A 15,510-nucleotide genomic window follows, 5' to 3' on the forward strand; every position below is an offset into this window, starting at 1 on the left:
TCCGGACGCCGCTTGCGGGTGCCTTGGGGTCCACTAGCGGACCGCCCCGGGCGGCCGGGGCGTGCGGGCGGCCGGGGATACTGGGGTCCGATGACCTGGACCCGGCCGTGAGCGCCCCGCTGAACCTGCTCAACCTCGAGCGGGTCTCCAAGGCACACGGCACGACCGTGCTGCTCGACGGCGTCTCCCTCGGCGTCGCCGCCGGCGAGCGGATCGGCGTCGTGGGGCGCAACGGCAGCGGCAAGTCCACGCTGCTCGGCGTCCTCACCGGCCGCGAGGAGCCCGACTCCGGCCGGGTCACCCGGCGCGGCGACCTCGCCGTCGGCGTCCTCGACCAGTCCGGCACGCTGCCGCCGGGCGCCACCGTCCGCGACGTCGTCCTGCCCGGGACGCTGTTCGCCGCCGAGCACGAGTGGGCCGCCGACCCGGCCGTCCGCAGCGTGCTGACCGGCCTGGAGCTCGACCGGCTCGGCCTGGACAGCCCGGTCGCCCCGATGTCCGGCGGCGAGCGCCGGCGGGTCGCCCTGGCCGCGCAGCTGATCCGGCCTCTGGACCTGCTGGTGCTCGACGAGCCGACCAACCACCTCGACGTCGAGGGTGTCGCCTGGCTGGCCGACTTCGTCAAGCGGCGGGTCGGCGCGCTGGTCGTCGTCACCCACGACCGGTGGTTCCTCGACGAGGTCTGCACGCAGACCTGGGAGGTCACCGACGGCGCGGTGCACGCCTACGAGGGCGGCTACGCGGCCTACACGCTGGCCCGCGCCGAGCGCGCCCGCGTCGCGGCGGTGACCGAGGAGCGGCGGCTGAACCTGGTGCGCAAGGAGCTCGCGTGGCTGCGCCGCGGCGCGCCGGCGCGCACCAGCAAGCCGCGGTTCCGCATCGAGGCGGCCGAGGCGCTCATCGCCGACGAGCCGCCGCCGCGGGAGTCGATGGCGCTGAAGGGCTTCGCCGCCCGGCGGCTCGGCAGGACCGTCTACGACGTCGAGGACGTCGACTACGCCGTGCCCTCCGACGACGGCCCGCGGGCGCTGTTCCGCGACCTGACCTGGCACGTGGGCCCCGGCGACCGCATTGGCGTGGTCGGCGTCAACGGCGCGGGCAAGACCTCGCTGCTGCGGCTGCTGGTCGGCGAGGTCGAGCCGGACCGCGGCCGGGTGGTGCGCGGGCAGACGGTGGCGCCCGCGTACCTGTCGCAGCACGTCACCGAGCTGCCCGGGCGGCTGCGGGTGCTCGAGGCGGTGCAGGAGATCGCCCGCATCGCGCGGATCGGCAACCAGGAGGTCTCCGCGTCGTCGCTGGCCGAGCGGTTCGGCTTCCCGGCGTCGCGGCAGTGGACGCCGGTCGGCGACCTCTCCGGCGGCGAGCGGCGGCGGCTGCAGCTGCTGCGCCTGCTCATGGCCGAGCCGAACGTGCTGCTGCTCGACGAGCCGACCAACGACCTCGACATCGACACGCTCACCCAGCTCGAGGACCTGCTCGACTCCTTCCCCGGCACGGTGCTGGTGGTCAGCCACGACCGGTACTTCGTCGACCGGGTCTGCGACTCGGTGGTCGCGCTGATGGGCGACGGCTCGCTGGCCGCGCTGCCCGGCGGGGTGGAGGAGTACCTCGCCCGCCGGGCCGCCGGTGAGGCGGCACTGCCCTCGGCCGGCTCCGGTCTCGCGCCCGCCGGCGGCGCGGCCCCGGCGCCCGCCCCGGCCGGCCCCTCGGCGGCGGAGGTGCGCGCCGCCCGCAAGGAGGCCGCCCGGCTCGAGCGGCGGCTGGAGAAGCTCGGCGCGGAGGAGGAGCGGCTGCACGCCGAGCTCGCCGCCGCCGCCACCGACCACGCGAGGGTCGTGGAGCTCGACGGCCGGCTGCGGACCCTGCTGGCCGAGAAGGACCGGGTCGAGACCGACTGGCTGGCCGCCGCGGAGCTCGCCGAGGGCTGACCCGGCAGGAGGTGTTCACCCGGGTCGCCGACTCAGCGACGGTGCGGCTCGGACCGGCTCGAGGAGGCGCGTCCGGGGCGTCCCGGCCAGCGCTGGTGAGCTGTCGCGGGAGGCCCACACCGTCGTCTCGAGGAAGTCGAGGAAGCGCTGCGCCTGCTCCCGGGTCGGGAAGTCGAGATCGACGAGGACGTAGCGGTCGTCGTCGACCGGGTGCCGTACCCGCTCGCCGCACACGCCGGCCTGTCGGCGGCGCTCGGCGAACAGGTCGAAGGCGGCCTTCCACGTGGGGAGGTCGCTGATCGGGTGCTCGATGTGCAGGGTGATCACGTCCGCGACGCTAGGAACCGGGCGGCGGCGGCCCCATCCCAGATGTCTGGGGTCCGGTGACGCGCGGTGCTGTCCGGCGCGGCGGGGTGTCCGTAGCCTGCCGTCGTGGCCGGGTCCACGGCGGCGCGGGAGCGGGTCGAGCGGATCTGCGCGGCGGGTGCCGACGCCCGCACGTTGCGCCTGCGGCTGCTGGCCGAGCTCCGCCGCGCGGTCGGGTTCGACGCCTACGCCTGGGTGCTCACCGACCCGGAGACGCGGGTGGGCTGCGGGCCGCTGGCCGACGTCCCGTGCCTGCCCGAGCTGCCCCGGCTGCGCTACCTGACCGCGCTCAACCGCTGGACCACCCTGACCGACCGACCCGTCGCGCTGCTCGCCGAGGCCACCGACGGCGACCTCGGGCGCAGCCCGCTGTGGCGGGAGCTGCTGTGCCGGTACGACGTCGCCGACGTCGCCTCGGTGGTCTTCCGCGACGGCTTCGGCTGTTGGGCGTTCCTGGAGCTGTGGCGTACCGGAGGCCGGGCCTTCGACCGGGTCCACGCGCAGTTCCTGCGGGACGTCGCCCCGACCGTCACCACGGCCCTGCGGCGCGGCCAGGCGCGCACCTTCGAGACCGCCTCGCCCTCCGACCACCCGACCGGGCCCCTGCTCCTGCTGCTGGCGCCGGACCTGCAGGCGGTGCGGCAGACACCTGGCACGCGGGACGCGCTCCGGCTGCTGGTGCCCCGCGACGACGAGGGGCCGCCGGTTCCGGCCGGTGCCCTCAACGTCGCCGCCCAGTTGCTCGCTGTCGAGGCGGGGGTCGACGCCTCGCCGCCGTGGGCGCGGGTCCACCTGGCCGGGAACCGCTGGCTGACCCTGCGGGCCGCCCGGCTCGAGGGCGACGCTCCACGCGAGGAGCGCGACATCGCCGTCACCATCCACGAGTCGAGCGCCTCCGAGCGGCTGTCGCTGTTCGCCCGCTGCACGGGGCTCAGCGCCCGTGAGGCCGAGCTGCTCGCCCACCTGGCGACCGGCGCCGACACCCGCGACGTGGCCGCACGGATGTTCCTGTCCGCGCACACCGTGCAGGACCACCTCAAGTCGGTGTTCGACAAGACGGGCACCCGCAGTCGCCGGACGCTGCTGGCACGTGCCCTCGGCGCCTGACCCCCGGCGCGTTCGTCGAGGGGTGACCCGCCGTCGCTCCGCGCCCCTGTCCACCCGGGCGCGGAGGCGCCCAGGGGGCCGTCCAGCACCCTGTGATCGACACTGCCTGCCGAGGGCACCGAGCGCTGACCCGGCCCCGCGCGCGCTCGTGCTCCGGGTCCGCAGCGGACCCGGAGCACGAGCGGGTGGCCTCCCTGCAGGGGCCCGCCGCGAGCCTGCGAGTGGCGGAGGGCAGGGAGGTCCTCCCTCAGGCGACGGCGGCCTCGGCGCGGGTGCGGGCGAGCATCCGCAGGCCGACGACGACCGCCGGGACGGCGCCGACGAGGGCCAGGGCGCCGTGGACCGTCGGCGAGAACGGGATCACCGCGGAGGCCACGAGGCAGCCGACGGCCGGGAGCAGCAGCCACCAGCCGGTCACCCCGGCGCGGGCGAGACCCACGTACCCGACGATCGGGCCGAGGAGCCCGAACAGCGTCAGGACGCCGACGACCGCGACCCCCGGGTTGGCCCCGACGGCGTCGTAGAGGCCCAGGGCGGTGGCCGGGTCGAGCTCGCGGCCGATGGCGCCGGTCCAGTGGTCGTAGAGCACGAAGCCGGCCACGGTGACCAGGCCGATCGCGGACAGCAGCGCCCCGACGACGGTCGGGATGCGCCCGCGGCGGCCCCGCACCAGCGTCGGGACGGCCAGCCAGGCCAGGGCCAGCGCCATGTTGCCGTAGTGCAGCAGCACCGCCGACAGCGTCGTCCGGCCCTCGTCGCGACCCAGGGCCGCGATGTAGTCGGCCGCGGCCTGGGAGTCCTGGGGCGGGGAGGTCACCATGCCGGCGACGTAGAGCAGCGAGCCGCCGACCAGGGCGGCGCCGGCGATCGGCAGCATCAGCGAGCCGGCGCTGCGGGCCGGGCGCGCCTCGGGGGTGGCGGCGGGACGGGTGGGGAGCGGGGAGGTGGTCATCGGTCCTCGTCGGTCGGGGCACCGCTCGCTGCGGTGCGTCGGCGAGGACTCTCCGGCCGCGGGGCCCTCCGCCACGTCCGTCCCGGCGGACCGACCGCCCTCCGCCGCGAGGAGGAGGGAGGGCGCGTGTCCATCGGCCGCGCGGGGGATCCCGGGCACCCCCGCGGGCCCCTACCGTGCTCGCCGTGCCCCGCTGGTCGTCGTCCCCCTCCGCCCGCCGGCTCGTCTGGCCGGTGCTCGGCGCCGTGCTCGCGGTGCTGTCGGTCGTCGAGACGCTGACCGAGGAGGTGTTCCGCTACCCGCTGGTCACCGCGCTGCCCGGCGTCGCCGTCGGGGCCGTCGTGGCGCTCGGCGCCCGGTGGCCGGAGGCGGCCGCGGTGGCCGGCGGCCTCAGCGTGCTCGGCAACTACGCGCTGGGGACGCCCGGTCCCGGCGGCGCCCAGTTGATCGCGATGGCGGTCCTCGTCGGGCACGCCGCCGCGGTGCTGCCGGTGCGGCGGGGGCTGCGCGCGGCCGTCGTCGCGACGCTGGTCGTGGTGGGCAGCGGCATCGCCTTCGGCCCCTCCACCTGGGAGAGCGTCTTCTACCTGGTCGTCACCGGCACCGCCTGGGCGGTCGGGGTCCTCGTGCGGCAGTCGCACTCGCGCTCGCTGGCGCTGCAGGCGCTCGCCGCGCGGCTGGCCGAGCAGCAGGAGGCGGTGGCCGGCGCCGCGGTGGTGGCCGAGCGGGCGCGCATCGCCCGCGAGGTGCACGACTCGGTGGCGCACGCGGTGAGCGTGATGGTGCTGCAGATGGGCGGCCTGCGCCGGCTGCTGCCCGACCACCCGGAGGCCCAGGACGTGCTGCTGGGGCTGGAGCGGCTGGGGCGCGAGTCGGTCGACGAGATGCGCCGGGTGGTCGGCATCCTCCGCGAGTCCGGCGGCGGCGACCCGGCGCCGCGGCCGTCGCTGTCCCGGCTCGACGCCGTCCTCGCCGAGCTGCGCGCCGGCGGGATGCCGGTGCGGCTCGTCGTCACGGGGGAGCCGGCCGAGCTGCCGCAGCTGGTCGACGTCGCGGCCGTCCGCGTGGTGCAGGAGGCGCTGTCCAACGTCGTCCGGCACGCCGGTGCCGCGGCCACGTGCGTGGAGGTCGCCTGGAGGCCGGGCCGGGTGACGGTGACCGTCACCGACGACGGCCGGCCGCGGGTCCCCGTGCCGCCGCCGGTCCCCGGCACCGGCGGGCACGGGCAGCTGCACATGCGCGAGCGGGTGGCCGTGGCCGGTGGCGACCTCTCCGTGGGGCCGGTCCGCGGCGGCGGCTACCGGGTCCGCGCCGGCTTCCCGGTGCCCGCGCCGGCGAGCGCGCCCGCGGCGGTGGGCGCGTGACGATCCGGGTGGTGCTGGTCGACGACCAGTCGATGATCCGCACCGGCCTGCGGATGGTGCTGGCCGCCGAGCCCGACATCGAGGTGGTCGGGGAGGCCGGCGACGGCGCCGGCGGCGTGCGGGTGGTCACCGAGCTCGCGCCCGACGTGGTGCTGCTCGACGTCCGGATGCCCGGCACGGACGGGCTCGAGGCGGCCCGCCGGATCGTCGGGGCCGGCCTGCCCACGCGCGTCGTCGTCCTCACCACGTTCGACGAGGACGAGTACGTGGCCGCCGCGCTGCGCGCCGGGGTCAGCGGGTTCCTGCTCAAGGTGGCCCCGCCCGAGGACCTGGTGGCCGCGGTGCGCACCGTGGCCGCCGGGCAGGGGCTGCTCGACCCGGCCGTGACGCTGCGGGTGATCCGGTCCTTCGCCGCGGCGCCCGCGCCCGACCCCGGCCGCGCCGCGGAGCTCGCGGCGCTGACCGAGCGGGAGACCGACGTCCTGGCGCTGGTCGCCGCCGGGCTGTCCAACGCCGAGATCGCCGCGCGGCTGTACCTCGGCGAGGCGACGGTGAAGACGCACGTCAGCCGGGTGCTGCTCAAGCTGGGCCTGCGCGACCGGGTCCAGGCGGTTGCATTCGCCTACGAGTCGGGCCTGGTGACGCCGGGTAGGTGACCCGGTTCTCCGCGCCCCCGGTTTCCCGGCGCGGGAGCGGCGGTACCCCCACGAGGGGGCGACGCCGCCGCACCGCCGTCGTCGCGTGCTCCCCTCCACCGCCGACCCGGGAGCCCCGTGACCGCACTGCTGCTCGCGCACCTGGTGGCCGCCCTGGCGGCGCCGGTGCTGGTGCGGTGGTGGGGACGGGACGCCTTCCTCGCCCTCGCGCTGGTGCCCGCCGCCGGGTTCGCCTGGACGCTCGCGCAGCTGTCGGCGGTCGCGTCCGGCGACGACGTCCGCGAGACCGTGCCCTGGGTGCCCGCGCTCGACCTGTCGGTGGCGCTGCGGCTGGACCCGCTGGCCCTCGTGTTCGCCGGGCTGGTCACCGGCGTCGGCGCGCTGGTGCTCCTCTACTGCAGCCGCTACGTGGAGCCGGACGCCGAGGGCACCGGCCGGCTGGCCGGCTGCCTGACCGCCTTCGCCGGCTCGATGCTGGCGCTGGTCCTCGCCGACGACGTCTACCTGCTCTACGTCGCCTGGGAGCTGACGACGGTCTTCTCCTTCCTGCTCATCGGCGGGTCGGGGACGTCGCTGGCGGCCCGGCGGGCGGCCGCTCAGGCGCTGGTCCTCACCACCGCCGGGGGCCTGGCGATGCTGGCCGGGCTGGTCGTGCTGGCGCACGCCGCGGGCACGTCGCGGCTGTCGGCGATCGTCGCCGACCCGGGCAGCGGGCCTGCCGTCGTCACCGGGGTGCTGCTCGTGCTGGCCGGCGCGGTGACCAAGTCCGCGCTGGTGCCGTTCCACTTCTGGCTGCCGGCGGCCATGGAGGCGCCGACGCCGGTGAGCGCCTACCTGCACGCGGCGGCCATGGTGAAGGCCGGCGTCTACCTGGTCGCGCGGCTGGCGCCCGGCGCCGCGGACCTGCCCGGCTGGCGGCCGCTGGTGCTCGGGCTGGGCGTGGCCACGATGCTGGTCGGCGGCTACCGGGCGCTGCGCCAGACCGACCTCAAGCTGCTGCTCGCCTTCGGCACGGTCAGTCAGCTCGGGTTCCTCACCACGCTGGTCGGCGCCGGCAGCGCCGAGCTCGCGCGCGCCGGGCTGGCCATGGTGCTCGCCCACGGGCTGTTCAAGTCCACGCTGTTCCTCACCGTCGGCGTCGTCGACCACGCCACCGGCACCCGCGACCTGCGCGAGCTGTCCGGCCTCGGCCGCCGGATGCCGGTGGTCGCCGCGGTCGCCGGCCTGGCCGCGGCGTCGATGGCCGGGCTGCCGCCGCTGCTCGGCTTCGTGGGCAAGGAGGCGGCGTTCACCGCGCTCCTCGACGGCGGCCTGCCCGACCGCACCGCCGCGCTGCTGGTCCTCGCCGGGCTGGTGCTCGGGTCGGTGCTCACCGCCGGATACACGCTCCGCTTCGTGTGGGGAGCGTTCGCGGCCCACGCCGGCCGGCCGGCCACGGAGGTGGCGCACCCGCCCGGGCCGCTGTTCCTCGCCGCCCCGGTCGTCCTCACCCTCCTCGGCCTCGCGGGCGGCGTGCTCGCGAAGGGCCTCGAGCCGGTCGTCGGCCGCTACGCCGACGGGCTGCCCGGCTACGCGCCGGAGACCGAGGAGCTCGCGCTGTGGCACGGGCTCCAGCCGGCCCTGGCGCTGTCGGCGCTCACCCTGCTCGGCGGGGCGGCGCTGTTCGCCGGGCGGGCGGCGGTGGCCCGGGTGCAGCGGCGGCTCACGGTCCGGGCGTCGGCCGACGAGGGCTACTGGAACGTGCTGCAGGGCGTCGACCGGCTCGCCGTCCTGGTCACCGGGACGACGCAGCGCGGGTCGCTGCCCGCCTACCTCGGCACCATCCTCACCGCGGTCGTCCTGCTGCCCGGCGCGCTGCTCGCCACCGTCGCCGAGCGCCCGGCGCAGTGGCGGGCCTGGGACAGCCCGGTCCAGGTGCTGGTCGGCGTCGTCGTGCTGCTGGCCGCCGCGATGGCGGTGCGGGTGCGGCAGCGGCTGTCGGCGGCGCTGGTCGTCGGCGTCACCGGCTACGGGCTGGCGGTGTTCTTCGTGATCGCCGGGGCGCCGGACCTCGCGCTCACCCAGTTCCTCGTCGAGACGGTGACGATCGTGGCGTTCGTCCTGGTGCTGCGGAAGCTGCCCAAGGACGTGTCCGAGCGGCACCGCCGCCGCGAGCGCGCCGGCCGCGGCCTGCTCGCCGTCGGCGTCGGCCTGCTCATGGGCGCGGTGTCCGCCGTGGCGCTGGCCGCCCGCGACGCCGCCCCGGTGTCCGACGAGTACGCCCGGCTCGCCGAGGAGGCGCAGGGGCACAACGTCGTCAACGTGACCCTGGTCGACATCCGCGCCTGGGACACCTTCGGGGAGATCTCGGTGCTCATCGTCGCCGCCACCGGCGTGGCCAGCCTGGTCTTCCTGCGGCGGCGCACCGGGGCGATCGAGCGGGCCGAGCGGGAGGACCAGGTCGCCGGGCGGTCCCGGCGGGCGCCGGTCGGGGAGTGGCTGGCCGCCGGCGGCACGCTCGACCCGCGGCGCCGGTCGGTGGTGCTCGAGGTCGTCGTGCGGATGCTGTTCCACACCGTCCTGGTCTTCTCGCTGTACCTGCTGTTCGCCGGGCACAACCAGCCCGGCGGCGGGTTCGCCGGCGGCCTGGTCGCCGGGCTCGCGCTGGTGCTGCGCTACCTTGCCGGCGGCCGCTACGAGCTCGGCGAGGCCGCCCCGCTCGACCCCGGCCGGCTGCTCGGTGCGGGCCTGCTGCTGGCCGGCGGCACCGGCGTCGCCGCGCTCGTGCTGGGCGGGCAGGAGCTCGAGTCCACCTACTGGGAGTGGACGCTGCCCGTCCTCGGCGACGTCAAGCTGGTCTCGCCGCTGTTCTTCGACGTCGGCGTCTACCTGGTGGTCGTCGGCCTGGTGCTCGACGTGCTGCGCAGCCTCGGCGCCGAGCTCGACCGCCAGGAGGACGAGGACGACCCGGTCGAGACCACGCCGGGGGAGGTGGTGGCCCGGTGACGCCGACCGTCGTCCTGCCCGTGGTCATCGGCGGCCTGTACGCCGCCGGCGTCTTCCTGCTGCTCGACCGCAGCCTCACCCGGGTGCTGCTCGGCTTCCTGCTGCTGGGCAACGCCACCAACCTGCTGCTCATCTCCGCCGCCGGCCCGGCCGGGAGCGCGCCGCTGCTCGGCCGCGGTGACGACGCCACCGCCGATCCGCTGCCGCAGGCGTTCGTGCTCACCTCGATCGTCATCACCTTCGGCGTCTCGGCGTTCCTCCTGGCGGTGATCCACCGCTCGTGGCGGCTGGCCCGCCAGGAGGCGGTGGAGGCCGACGAGGAGGACCGCCGGCTGGCCACCCGGGAGGGCCGGCGCTCCGGCCGCGAGGACCCCGACGAGATCGACCCGGACCGGCTGGCCGCCGAGGACCGGCGCCCGTTCCACGCCGAGCCACCCCGGCGCCGCGGTCAGCCGCCGCCGGGCACCCCCGCGGACGACGTCGACCTGCCCCCGGCGCGACGGCGGTCGCGGTGATCCGCGTCCTCGCCCCGCTGCCGGTGGTCCTGCCGCTGCTGGGTGCTGCCGTCTCGCTGCTGCTCAGCCGCCACACGCGGACCCAGCGGGTACTCAGCGTCGCGGTGCTCGCCGCGGTCCTGGGCGTGTCGGTGACCCTGCTGGTCCTCGCCGACCGGTCGGGCGCGGTCGCGGTGGCGGTCGGCGACTGGCCGGTGCCGCAGGCGATCTCGCTGGTGGTCGACCGGCTGTCGGCGCTGATGCTGGTGGTGGCGCACACCGTGGGCCTGGGGGTGCTGCTGTTCGCCGTCGGCCAGGGCGCCGCCGACGGCAGCGAGCAGGCGCCGGTGTCGATCTTCCACCCGACGTTCCTGGTGCTCATGGCCGGCGTCGGGTTCGCGTTCCTCTCCGGCGACCTGTTCAACCTCTACGTCGGCTTCGAGGTGCTGCTGACCGCCAGCTACGTGCTCATCACCCTCGGCGGGTCCGCGCCGCGGGTGCGCGGCGGGATCACCTACGTCGTGGTCAGCCTGGTCGGGTCGCTGCTGTTCCTCGCCGCGATCGGCCTGGTGTACGCGGCCACCGGCACCGTGGACATGGCCGACCTGTCGGTGCGGCTGGCCGAGGTCCCCGAGGGCACCCGCACGCTGCTGCACGCGCTGCTGCTCATCGCCTTCGGCATCAAGGCCGCCGTCTTCCCGCTGTCGGCCTGGCTGCCCGACAGCTACCCGACGGCGCCGGCGCCGGTGACCGCGGTGTTCGCCGGGCTGCTCACCAAGGTCGGCGTCTACGCGATCGTCCGCACGCAGACGCTGCTGTTCCCCGACGGCGCGCTGGACACCCTGCTGATGGCGGCGGCGCTGGCGACGCTCGTGGTCGGCATCCTCGGCGCGGTCGCGCAGACCGACCTGCGGCGGATCCTGTCCTTCACGCTGGTCAGCCACATCGGCTACCTGGTGTTCGGCATCGCGCTGGGCAGCGTCGCGGGGCTGACCGCCGCGGTGTTCTACGTCGTCCACCACATCGTCGTCCAGACCACGCTGTTCCTCGTCGCGGGTCTGGTCGAGCGCACCGGCGGGTCGACGTCGATCCGCCGGCTCGGCGGGCTGGCCGCCGCCTCCCCGCTGCTCGCGGTGCTGTACCTGCTGCCCGCGCTGAACCTCGCCGGCATCCCGCCGCTGTCCGGGTTCCTCGGCAAGCTGGGGCTGCTGCAGGCCGGGGTCGCCGACGGCCGCCCGCTGGCGCTGGTGCTGGTCGGCGCCGGGCTGGTGACCAGCCTGCTCACCCTCCTGGCGGTGGCCCGGGTGTGGACCCGCGCGTTCTGGCGGCCGCGCGCGCAGGAGCCCGGCGCCGACACCGCCGCCGCGGCGGCGGTCGACGCGGGGCCGCGGGGCGGGGCCCGCCCGTCGGGGAACGGCGCCGCCCGGCCGTCGGCGGCGTGGCAGCGGCAGGTGGCCGTGGCGACGGCGTCCGAGGGGCCCGAGGAGCCCGACGAGCACCCGGGCGAGCCCGCGGAGCGGCTGCCGCGCGTGCTGGTCGGCGCGACGGCGGCGCTGGTGGCGCTGACCGTCGCCCTCACCGCGCTGGCCGGCCCGCTCTACGGCCTGGCCGGCCGCGCCGCCACCGACCTGCTCGACCGCGGCCCCTACCGCACGGCCGTGGAGGGGGAGCGGTGACCGACCGCGCCCGCCACCTGCTGCGCCAGCTGCCCGCGCTGGTCTGGCTGGTGCTGGTCTGGGTGCTGCTGTGGGGCACCTGGTCGTGGGCGAACGTGCTGGGCGGCGTGCTGGTCGCCGTCCTCGTCACCCGCGTGGTGCCGCTCCCGGCGGTGGTGGAGAACATCCGCATCCGGCCGCTCGCGCTGCTGCGGTTCCTCGCCGTGTTCGCCGTCGACCTCGCCGTCTCCAGCGCGCAGGTGGCCTGGCGCGCGCTGCGGCCGGGCCCGCCGCTGCGCAGCGCCGTCATCCGGGTGCAGCTGCGCACCGACTCCGACCTGCTGCTCGCGGTCATCAGCGAGGCGCTCAGCCTGGTCCCCGGGTCGGTGGTGCTCGACCTGGACCGCGAGCACCGGGTGCTGGCCGTCCACCTGCTCGAGGTCCGCGACCGCGACGACCTCGAGCGCCAGCGCGCCGGGGTGCTGGCCGTGGAGGACCGGGTGGTGCGGGCCTTCGGCCGGTCCCGCGAGCGTGCCGCGCTGGACCGGGAGCCCACGGAGGTGGCGCGGTGAGCTGGGTGGCCGTCGTGGCGTTCGGCCTCGTCGGGGCGGGGGCGCTGCTCGCGCTGGTGCGGCTGGCCCGCGGGCCGTCGCTGCTGGACCGGGTCGTGGCCGGCGACGCGATGCTGGTGATCACGGCCGGCGGGCTCGGCGTGCACGTGGCGCTGTCCCGCGACGCGTCCGCGGTGCCGGTGCTCGTCGTCGTGTCGCTGCTGGGCTACATCGGCGCGATCGCGGTGGTCCGCTACGTCGGCGGCATGGTGCTCGACCGGCCCTCCGGCGACGACCCCGCGGGGGAGGAGCGGCCGTGAGCGCGGTCCTCGACGTCGTCGCGACCGTCTGCCTGCTGCTCGGGTCGTTCCTCGCGTTCACCGCGGGGCTCGGGCTGCTGCACTTCCCCGACGTGCTGACCCGCCTGCACGCGGCCACGAAGCCGCAGGTCACCGGGCTGCTGCTGGTGCTGGTCGGCGCGGCGATCCGGCTGGCCGGGACGCCGGCGATGTGGGTGCTGCTGCTGGTGGCGCTGCTGCAGGTGCTGACCGCGCCGCTGTCGGCGCACATGGTCAGCCGGATCGCCTACCGCCGCCGGCACGTGCGCCGGGACCTGCTGGTGGTCGACGAGGTGGCCGAGCACGCCGGCGGGGGCGCGGACCCGGGGCTCCGCGGCGACTGACGCCGCGGAGCCCCGGGCCCGTCCTCAGCGCAGGGCCCGGTTGACCGCCGAGACGACGGCGCGCAGCGAGGCGCTGACGATGTTCGGGTCGATGCCCACGCCCCACAGCACGCGCTCGCCGACCGCGCACTCGACGTAGGCGGCGGCGCGGGCGTCGCCACCGGCGGACAGCGCGTGCTCGGCGTAGTCCAGGACCCGGACGTCGACGTCGAGGGTCGCCAGCGCGTCGACGAACGCGGCGATCGGGCCGTTGCCGCGGCCCTGCACGGTGACCGGGACGCCGTCGGCGGTCAGCTCGACGACCATCTCGTCGAGCTGGTCGCCGTGGGCGGTGTGCCGGTGGCCGGTGAGGGCGAACCGGCCCCACGGGGCGTCGGGGTCGGGCAGGTACTCGTTGCTGAATGCGGCCCACATCTGCTGGGCGGTGACCTCCCCGCCCTCGTCGTCGGTGTGCCGCTGGACGACCCCGCTGAACTCGATCTGCAGCCGCCGGGGCAGGTCCAGGTGGTTCTCGGTCTTCATGACGTAGGCCACGCCGCCCTTGCCGGACTGGCTGTTGACCCGGATGACCGCCTCGTAGCTGCGGCCGACGTCCTTGGGGTCGATCGGCAGGTACGGCACCGCCCACGGCATCTGCCCGACCGGCTTGCCGGCGGCGGCCGCGTCGGCCTCCAGGGCCTTGAAGCCCTTGTTGATGGCGTCCTGGTGGGAGCCGGAGAAGGCGGTGTAGACCAGGTCGCCGCCGTAGGGGTGCCGCTCGTGCACGCCGAGCTGGTTGCAGTACTCGACGGTGCGGCGGATCTCGTCGATGTCGGAGAAGTCGATCTGCGGGTCGATGCCCTGGCTGAACAGGTTCAGGCCCAGGGTGACCAGGTCGACGTTGCCGGTGCGCTCGCCGTTGCCGAACAGGCAGCCCTCGATGCGGTCGGCGCCGGCGCGGTAGCCCAGCTCGGCGGCGGCGACGGCGGTGCCGCGGTCGTTGTGCGGGTGCAGGCTCAGGACGACGGCGTCGCGGCGGCCCAGGTTGCGGTGCATCCACTCGACCTGGTCGGCGTAGACGGTCGGCTCGGCCATCTCGACGGTCGCCGGCAGGTTGAGGATGGTCGGCCGGTCGGGGGTCGGCTCCCAGACGTCGGTGACCGCGTTGCAGATCTCCACAGCGAAGTCCAGCTCGGTCCCGGTGAAGGACTCGGGGCTGTACTGGAACCGGATCTCGGTGTCGCCGGCCTGCTCGGCCAGCTTGCGGACCAGCTGGGCGCCGTGGACGGCGATGTCGACGATGCCGGCGCGGTCGCTGCCGAAGACGACGCGGCGCTGCAGCGTGCTCGTCGAGTTGTACAGGTGCACGATCGCCTGCTTCGCGCCGCGCAGCGACTCGAAGGTGCGCTCGATCAGCTCGTCACGGGCCTGGGTGAGGACCTGGATCGTGACGTCGTCGGGTACCAGGTCGTCCTCGACGAGCTGGCGGACGAAGTCGTAGTCGGTCTGGCTGGCCGCCGGGAAGCCGACCTCGATCTCCTTGTAGCCCATCCGCACCAGCAGCTCGAACATCCGGCGCTTGCGGTCGGGGCTCATGGGGTCGATCAGGGCCTGGTTGCCGTCGCGCAGGTCGACGGCGCACCAGCGCGGGGCCACCGTGGTGACCTTCTCCGGCCAGGTGCGGTCGGGCAGGTCGACCGGCTGGAACGGGGCGTAGCGGGAGATCGGCATCCCCGAGGGGCGCTGGGGGTTGCGGGCGTGCGGGTGCTGCGGGCTGGTCACGGTGGGATGACTCCTCTGGCGCGGGCTGGACTGTCGCTCCTGGGGGGCGGTCAGCGGGCACCGGGACGTCATCGACCACGGCAGGGTCTCCGCGGCGAGGGAGCCGACCTAGGAGGAGGCCTCGCCGCGGCGGGTAAGCAGGAGGCTGCCGCGCACGGAGCCCACGGTAGCAGCGTGTCAGCCGAGGTCGCAGCCACACGCGCAGTCCGGCGCGTGCGGGGCGGGCCGGCCCGGCGCCGGCGGGGGCTCGTCGAGCAGCAGGTCGTCGCAGGCCGGCGGGCACACGCAGCGGAACTCCGGCGCAGGCGGGAGCAGCCCGGCCGCCCGCAGGCGCTCCCGTTCCGCCGCGCGGGCCCTCTCCGCGGCCGCCCGCCGGGCCGCCGCCCGGTCGGCCAGGGCGTCCCCGGGCCGGGGGAGCTGGTGGTCCTCCGGGGTCCCGCGCACCCGGCGGCGGTCGTCCCTGCTCCGCCGGTCGCGGGTGAACGTGTAGGTGACCGGCGTGCGGTCGTACCGGTGCGGCCCGTGCCACCAGCCGTCGTCGCCGTGCCGGGTGTCCAGGTGCGCGGGGAAGTGCCGGTCGCCCTCGTCCCGCACGGCCGCGCCGTCCATCGGCGCCACCTCCCGCCCCTCGGCGTCCAGCAGCGCCAGCCGCAGCCCGGCGACGGCCGCCAGCCGGGCCAGCGCGCGGGCGTCGAGCCCGCGCGTCCCCGCCTCCGCCGCGGCGAGCGCCGTCTTCGACACACCGCTGGTCCGGGCGAGTTCGCGCTGGGACTGGTCAGCAGTCCTGCGGATCCGCCTCAGGGTGCCGGAGAGGTCGAAGTCGGTCACGGGGTCAGCCTGCAGCGGCGGACCGGATGGCGGCGTGCGGCATGTGCTCCTGTGGAAGCTCGTGCTCTGCCCCCGACTGGGGGCAGAGCACGAAGGTGGGTCCTGCTCGATGGGTTCCGTGTGCTTGTGCTCTGGTCCGTATCGGGGGCAGAGCACTACTCCCCCCGGGAGGTGCACTGCC

General features: G+C 76.2%; 14 protein-coding genes. 10 read left to right on the forward strand and 4 right to left on the reverse strand.

Going from position 1 to position 15,510, the window contains the following annotated elements:
- The first annotated feature begins 107 nt into the window (after positions 1 to 107).
- Positions 108 to 1,928: an ABC-F family ATP-binding cassette domain-containing protein gene (locus tag ACI79Z_RS18350; protein WP_387987475.1), complete on the forward strand. Its 1,821-nt coding sequence runs from the start codon at positions 108 to 110 to the stop codon at positions 1,926 to 1,928.
- A gap of 15 nt (positions 1,929 to 1,943) precedes the next feature.
- Here the strand turns inward: ACI79Z_RS18350 and ACI79Z_RS18355 are convergent, their stop codons facing one another.
- Positions 1,944 to 2,255: a hypothetical protein gene (locus ACI79Z_RS18355; RefSeq protein ID WP_456903436.1), complete on the reverse strand. Its 312-nt coding sequence runs from the start codon at positions 2,253 to 2,255 to the stop codon at positions 1,944 to 1,946.
- Between the two features lie 105 nt (positions 2,256 to 2,360).
- On the opposite strand from ACI79Z_RS18355, the gene ACI79Z_RS18360 reads away from it, so the two are divergent.
- Positions 2,361 to 3,401, forward strand: coding sequence for a helix-turn-helix transcriptional regulator (locus tag ACI79Z_RS18360; protein ID WP_456903437.1), 1,041 nt, complete (start codon positions 2,361 to 2,363; stop codon positions 3,399 to 3,401).
- Between the two features lie 247 nt (positions 3,402 to 3,648).
- Here ACI79Z_RS18360 and ACI79Z_RS18365 read toward each other — a convergent pair whose 3' ends face one another.
- Positions 3,649 to 4,353, reverse strand: coding sequence for a hypothetical protein (locus ACI79Z_RS18365; RefSeq protein ID WP_456903438.1), 705 nt, complete (start codon positions 4,351 to 4,353; stop codon positions 3,649 to 3,651).
- A gap of 185 nt (positions 4,354 to 4,538) precedes the next feature.
- Between ACI79Z_RS18365 and ACI79Z_RS18370 the strand changes: the two genes are divergently transcribed.
- The 8 genes from ACI79Z_RS18370 to mnhG all read left to right on the forward strand — a co-directional run bounded on the left by ACI79Z_RS18370 (position 4,539) and on the right by mnhG (position 12,740).
- Positions 4,539 to 5,717, forward strand: a complete 1,179-nt coding sequence (locus ACI79Z_RS18370) for a sensor histidine kinase (protein ID WP_387987468.1) — start codon at positions 4,539 to 4,541, stop codon at positions 5,715 to 5,717.
- On the forward strand, positions 5,714 to 6,373 hold the full coding sequence (locus ACI79Z_RS18375; RefSeq protein WP_387987467.1) for a response regulator: 660 nt from the start codon (positions 5,714 to 5,716) through the stop codon (positions 6,371 to 6,373). Before ACI79Z_RS18370 ends, ACI79Z_RS18375 begins: the two co-directional genes overlap by 4 nt.
- A gap of 117 nt (positions 6,374 to 6,490) precedes the next feature.
- Positions 6,491 to 9,358: a Na+/H+ antiporter subunit A gene (locus ACI79Z_RS18380; RefSeq protein ID WP_456903439.1), complete on the forward strand. Its 2,868-nt coding sequence runs from the start codon at positions 6,491 to 6,493 to the stop codon at positions 9,356 to 9,358.
- Positions 9,355 to 9,873 carry a Na(+)/H(+) antiporter subunit C gene (locus ACI79Z_RS18385; RefSeq protein ID WP_387987464.1) on the forward strand — a complete coding sequence of 173 codons (519 nt, stop codon included), beginning with the start codon at positions 9,355 to 9,357 and terminating at the stop codon, positions 9,871 to 9,873. The genes ACI79Z_RS18380 and ACI79Z_RS18385 overlap by 4 nt, the downstream gene beginning before the upstream one ends.
- Positions 9,870 to 11,528, forward strand: a complete 1,659-nt coding sequence (locus tag ACI79Z_RS18390; protein WP_456903440.1) for a Na+/H+ antiporter subunit D — start codon at positions 9,870 to 9,872, stop codon at positions 11,526 to 11,528. Before ACI79Z_RS18385 ends, ACI79Z_RS18390 begins: the two co-directional genes overlap by 4 nt.
- On the forward strand, positions 11,525 to 12,079 hold the full coding sequence (locus ACI79Z_RS18395; protein ID WP_387987461.1) for a Na+/H+ antiporter subunit E: 555 nt from the start codon (positions 11,525 to 11,527) through the stop codon (positions 12,077 to 12,079). Before ACI79Z_RS18390 ends, ACI79Z_RS18395 begins: the two co-directional genes overlap by 4 nt.
- Positions 12,076 to 12,378, forward strand: coding sequence for a monovalent cation/H+ antiporter complex subunit F (locus tag ACI79Z_RS18400; protein WP_387987459.1), 303 nt, complete (start codon positions 12,076 to 12,078; stop codon positions 12,376 to 12,378). The genes ACI79Z_RS18395 and ACI79Z_RS18400 overlap by 4 nt, the downstream gene beginning before the upstream one ends.
- The gene (mnhG, locus tag ACI79Z_RS18405; protein ID WP_387987457.1) at positions 12,375 to 12,740 is read left to right on the forward strand and encodes a monovalent cation/H(+) antiporter subunit G; all 366 of its coding nucleotides are present in this window, start codon (positions 12,375 to 12,377) and stop codon (positions 12,738 to 12,740) included. The genes ACI79Z_RS18400 and mnhG overlap by 4 nt, the downstream gene beginning before the upstream one ends.
- 24 nt (positions 12,741 to 12,764) lie before the next feature.
- On the opposite strand, the gene leuA is transcribed toward mnhG, so the two are convergent.
- Positions 12,765 to 14,501, reverse strand: coding sequence for a 2-isopropylmalate synthase (leuA, locus tag ACI79Z_RS18410; protein ID WP_456903441.1), 1,737 nt, complete (start codon positions 14,499 to 14,501; stop codon positions 12,765 to 12,767).
- Positions 14,502 to 14,678: 177 nt separating this feature from the next.
- Positions 14,679 to 15,329, reverse strand: coding sequence for a helix-turn-helix domain-containing protein (locus ACI79Z_RS18415; protein ID WP_456903442.1), 651 nt, complete (start codon positions 15,327 to 15,329; stop codon positions 14,679 to 14,681).
- Between the last annotated feature and the right edge of the window lie 181 nt (positions 15,330 to 15,510).

Source organism: Geodermatophilus sp. SYSU D00663, from assembly GCF_054050655.1.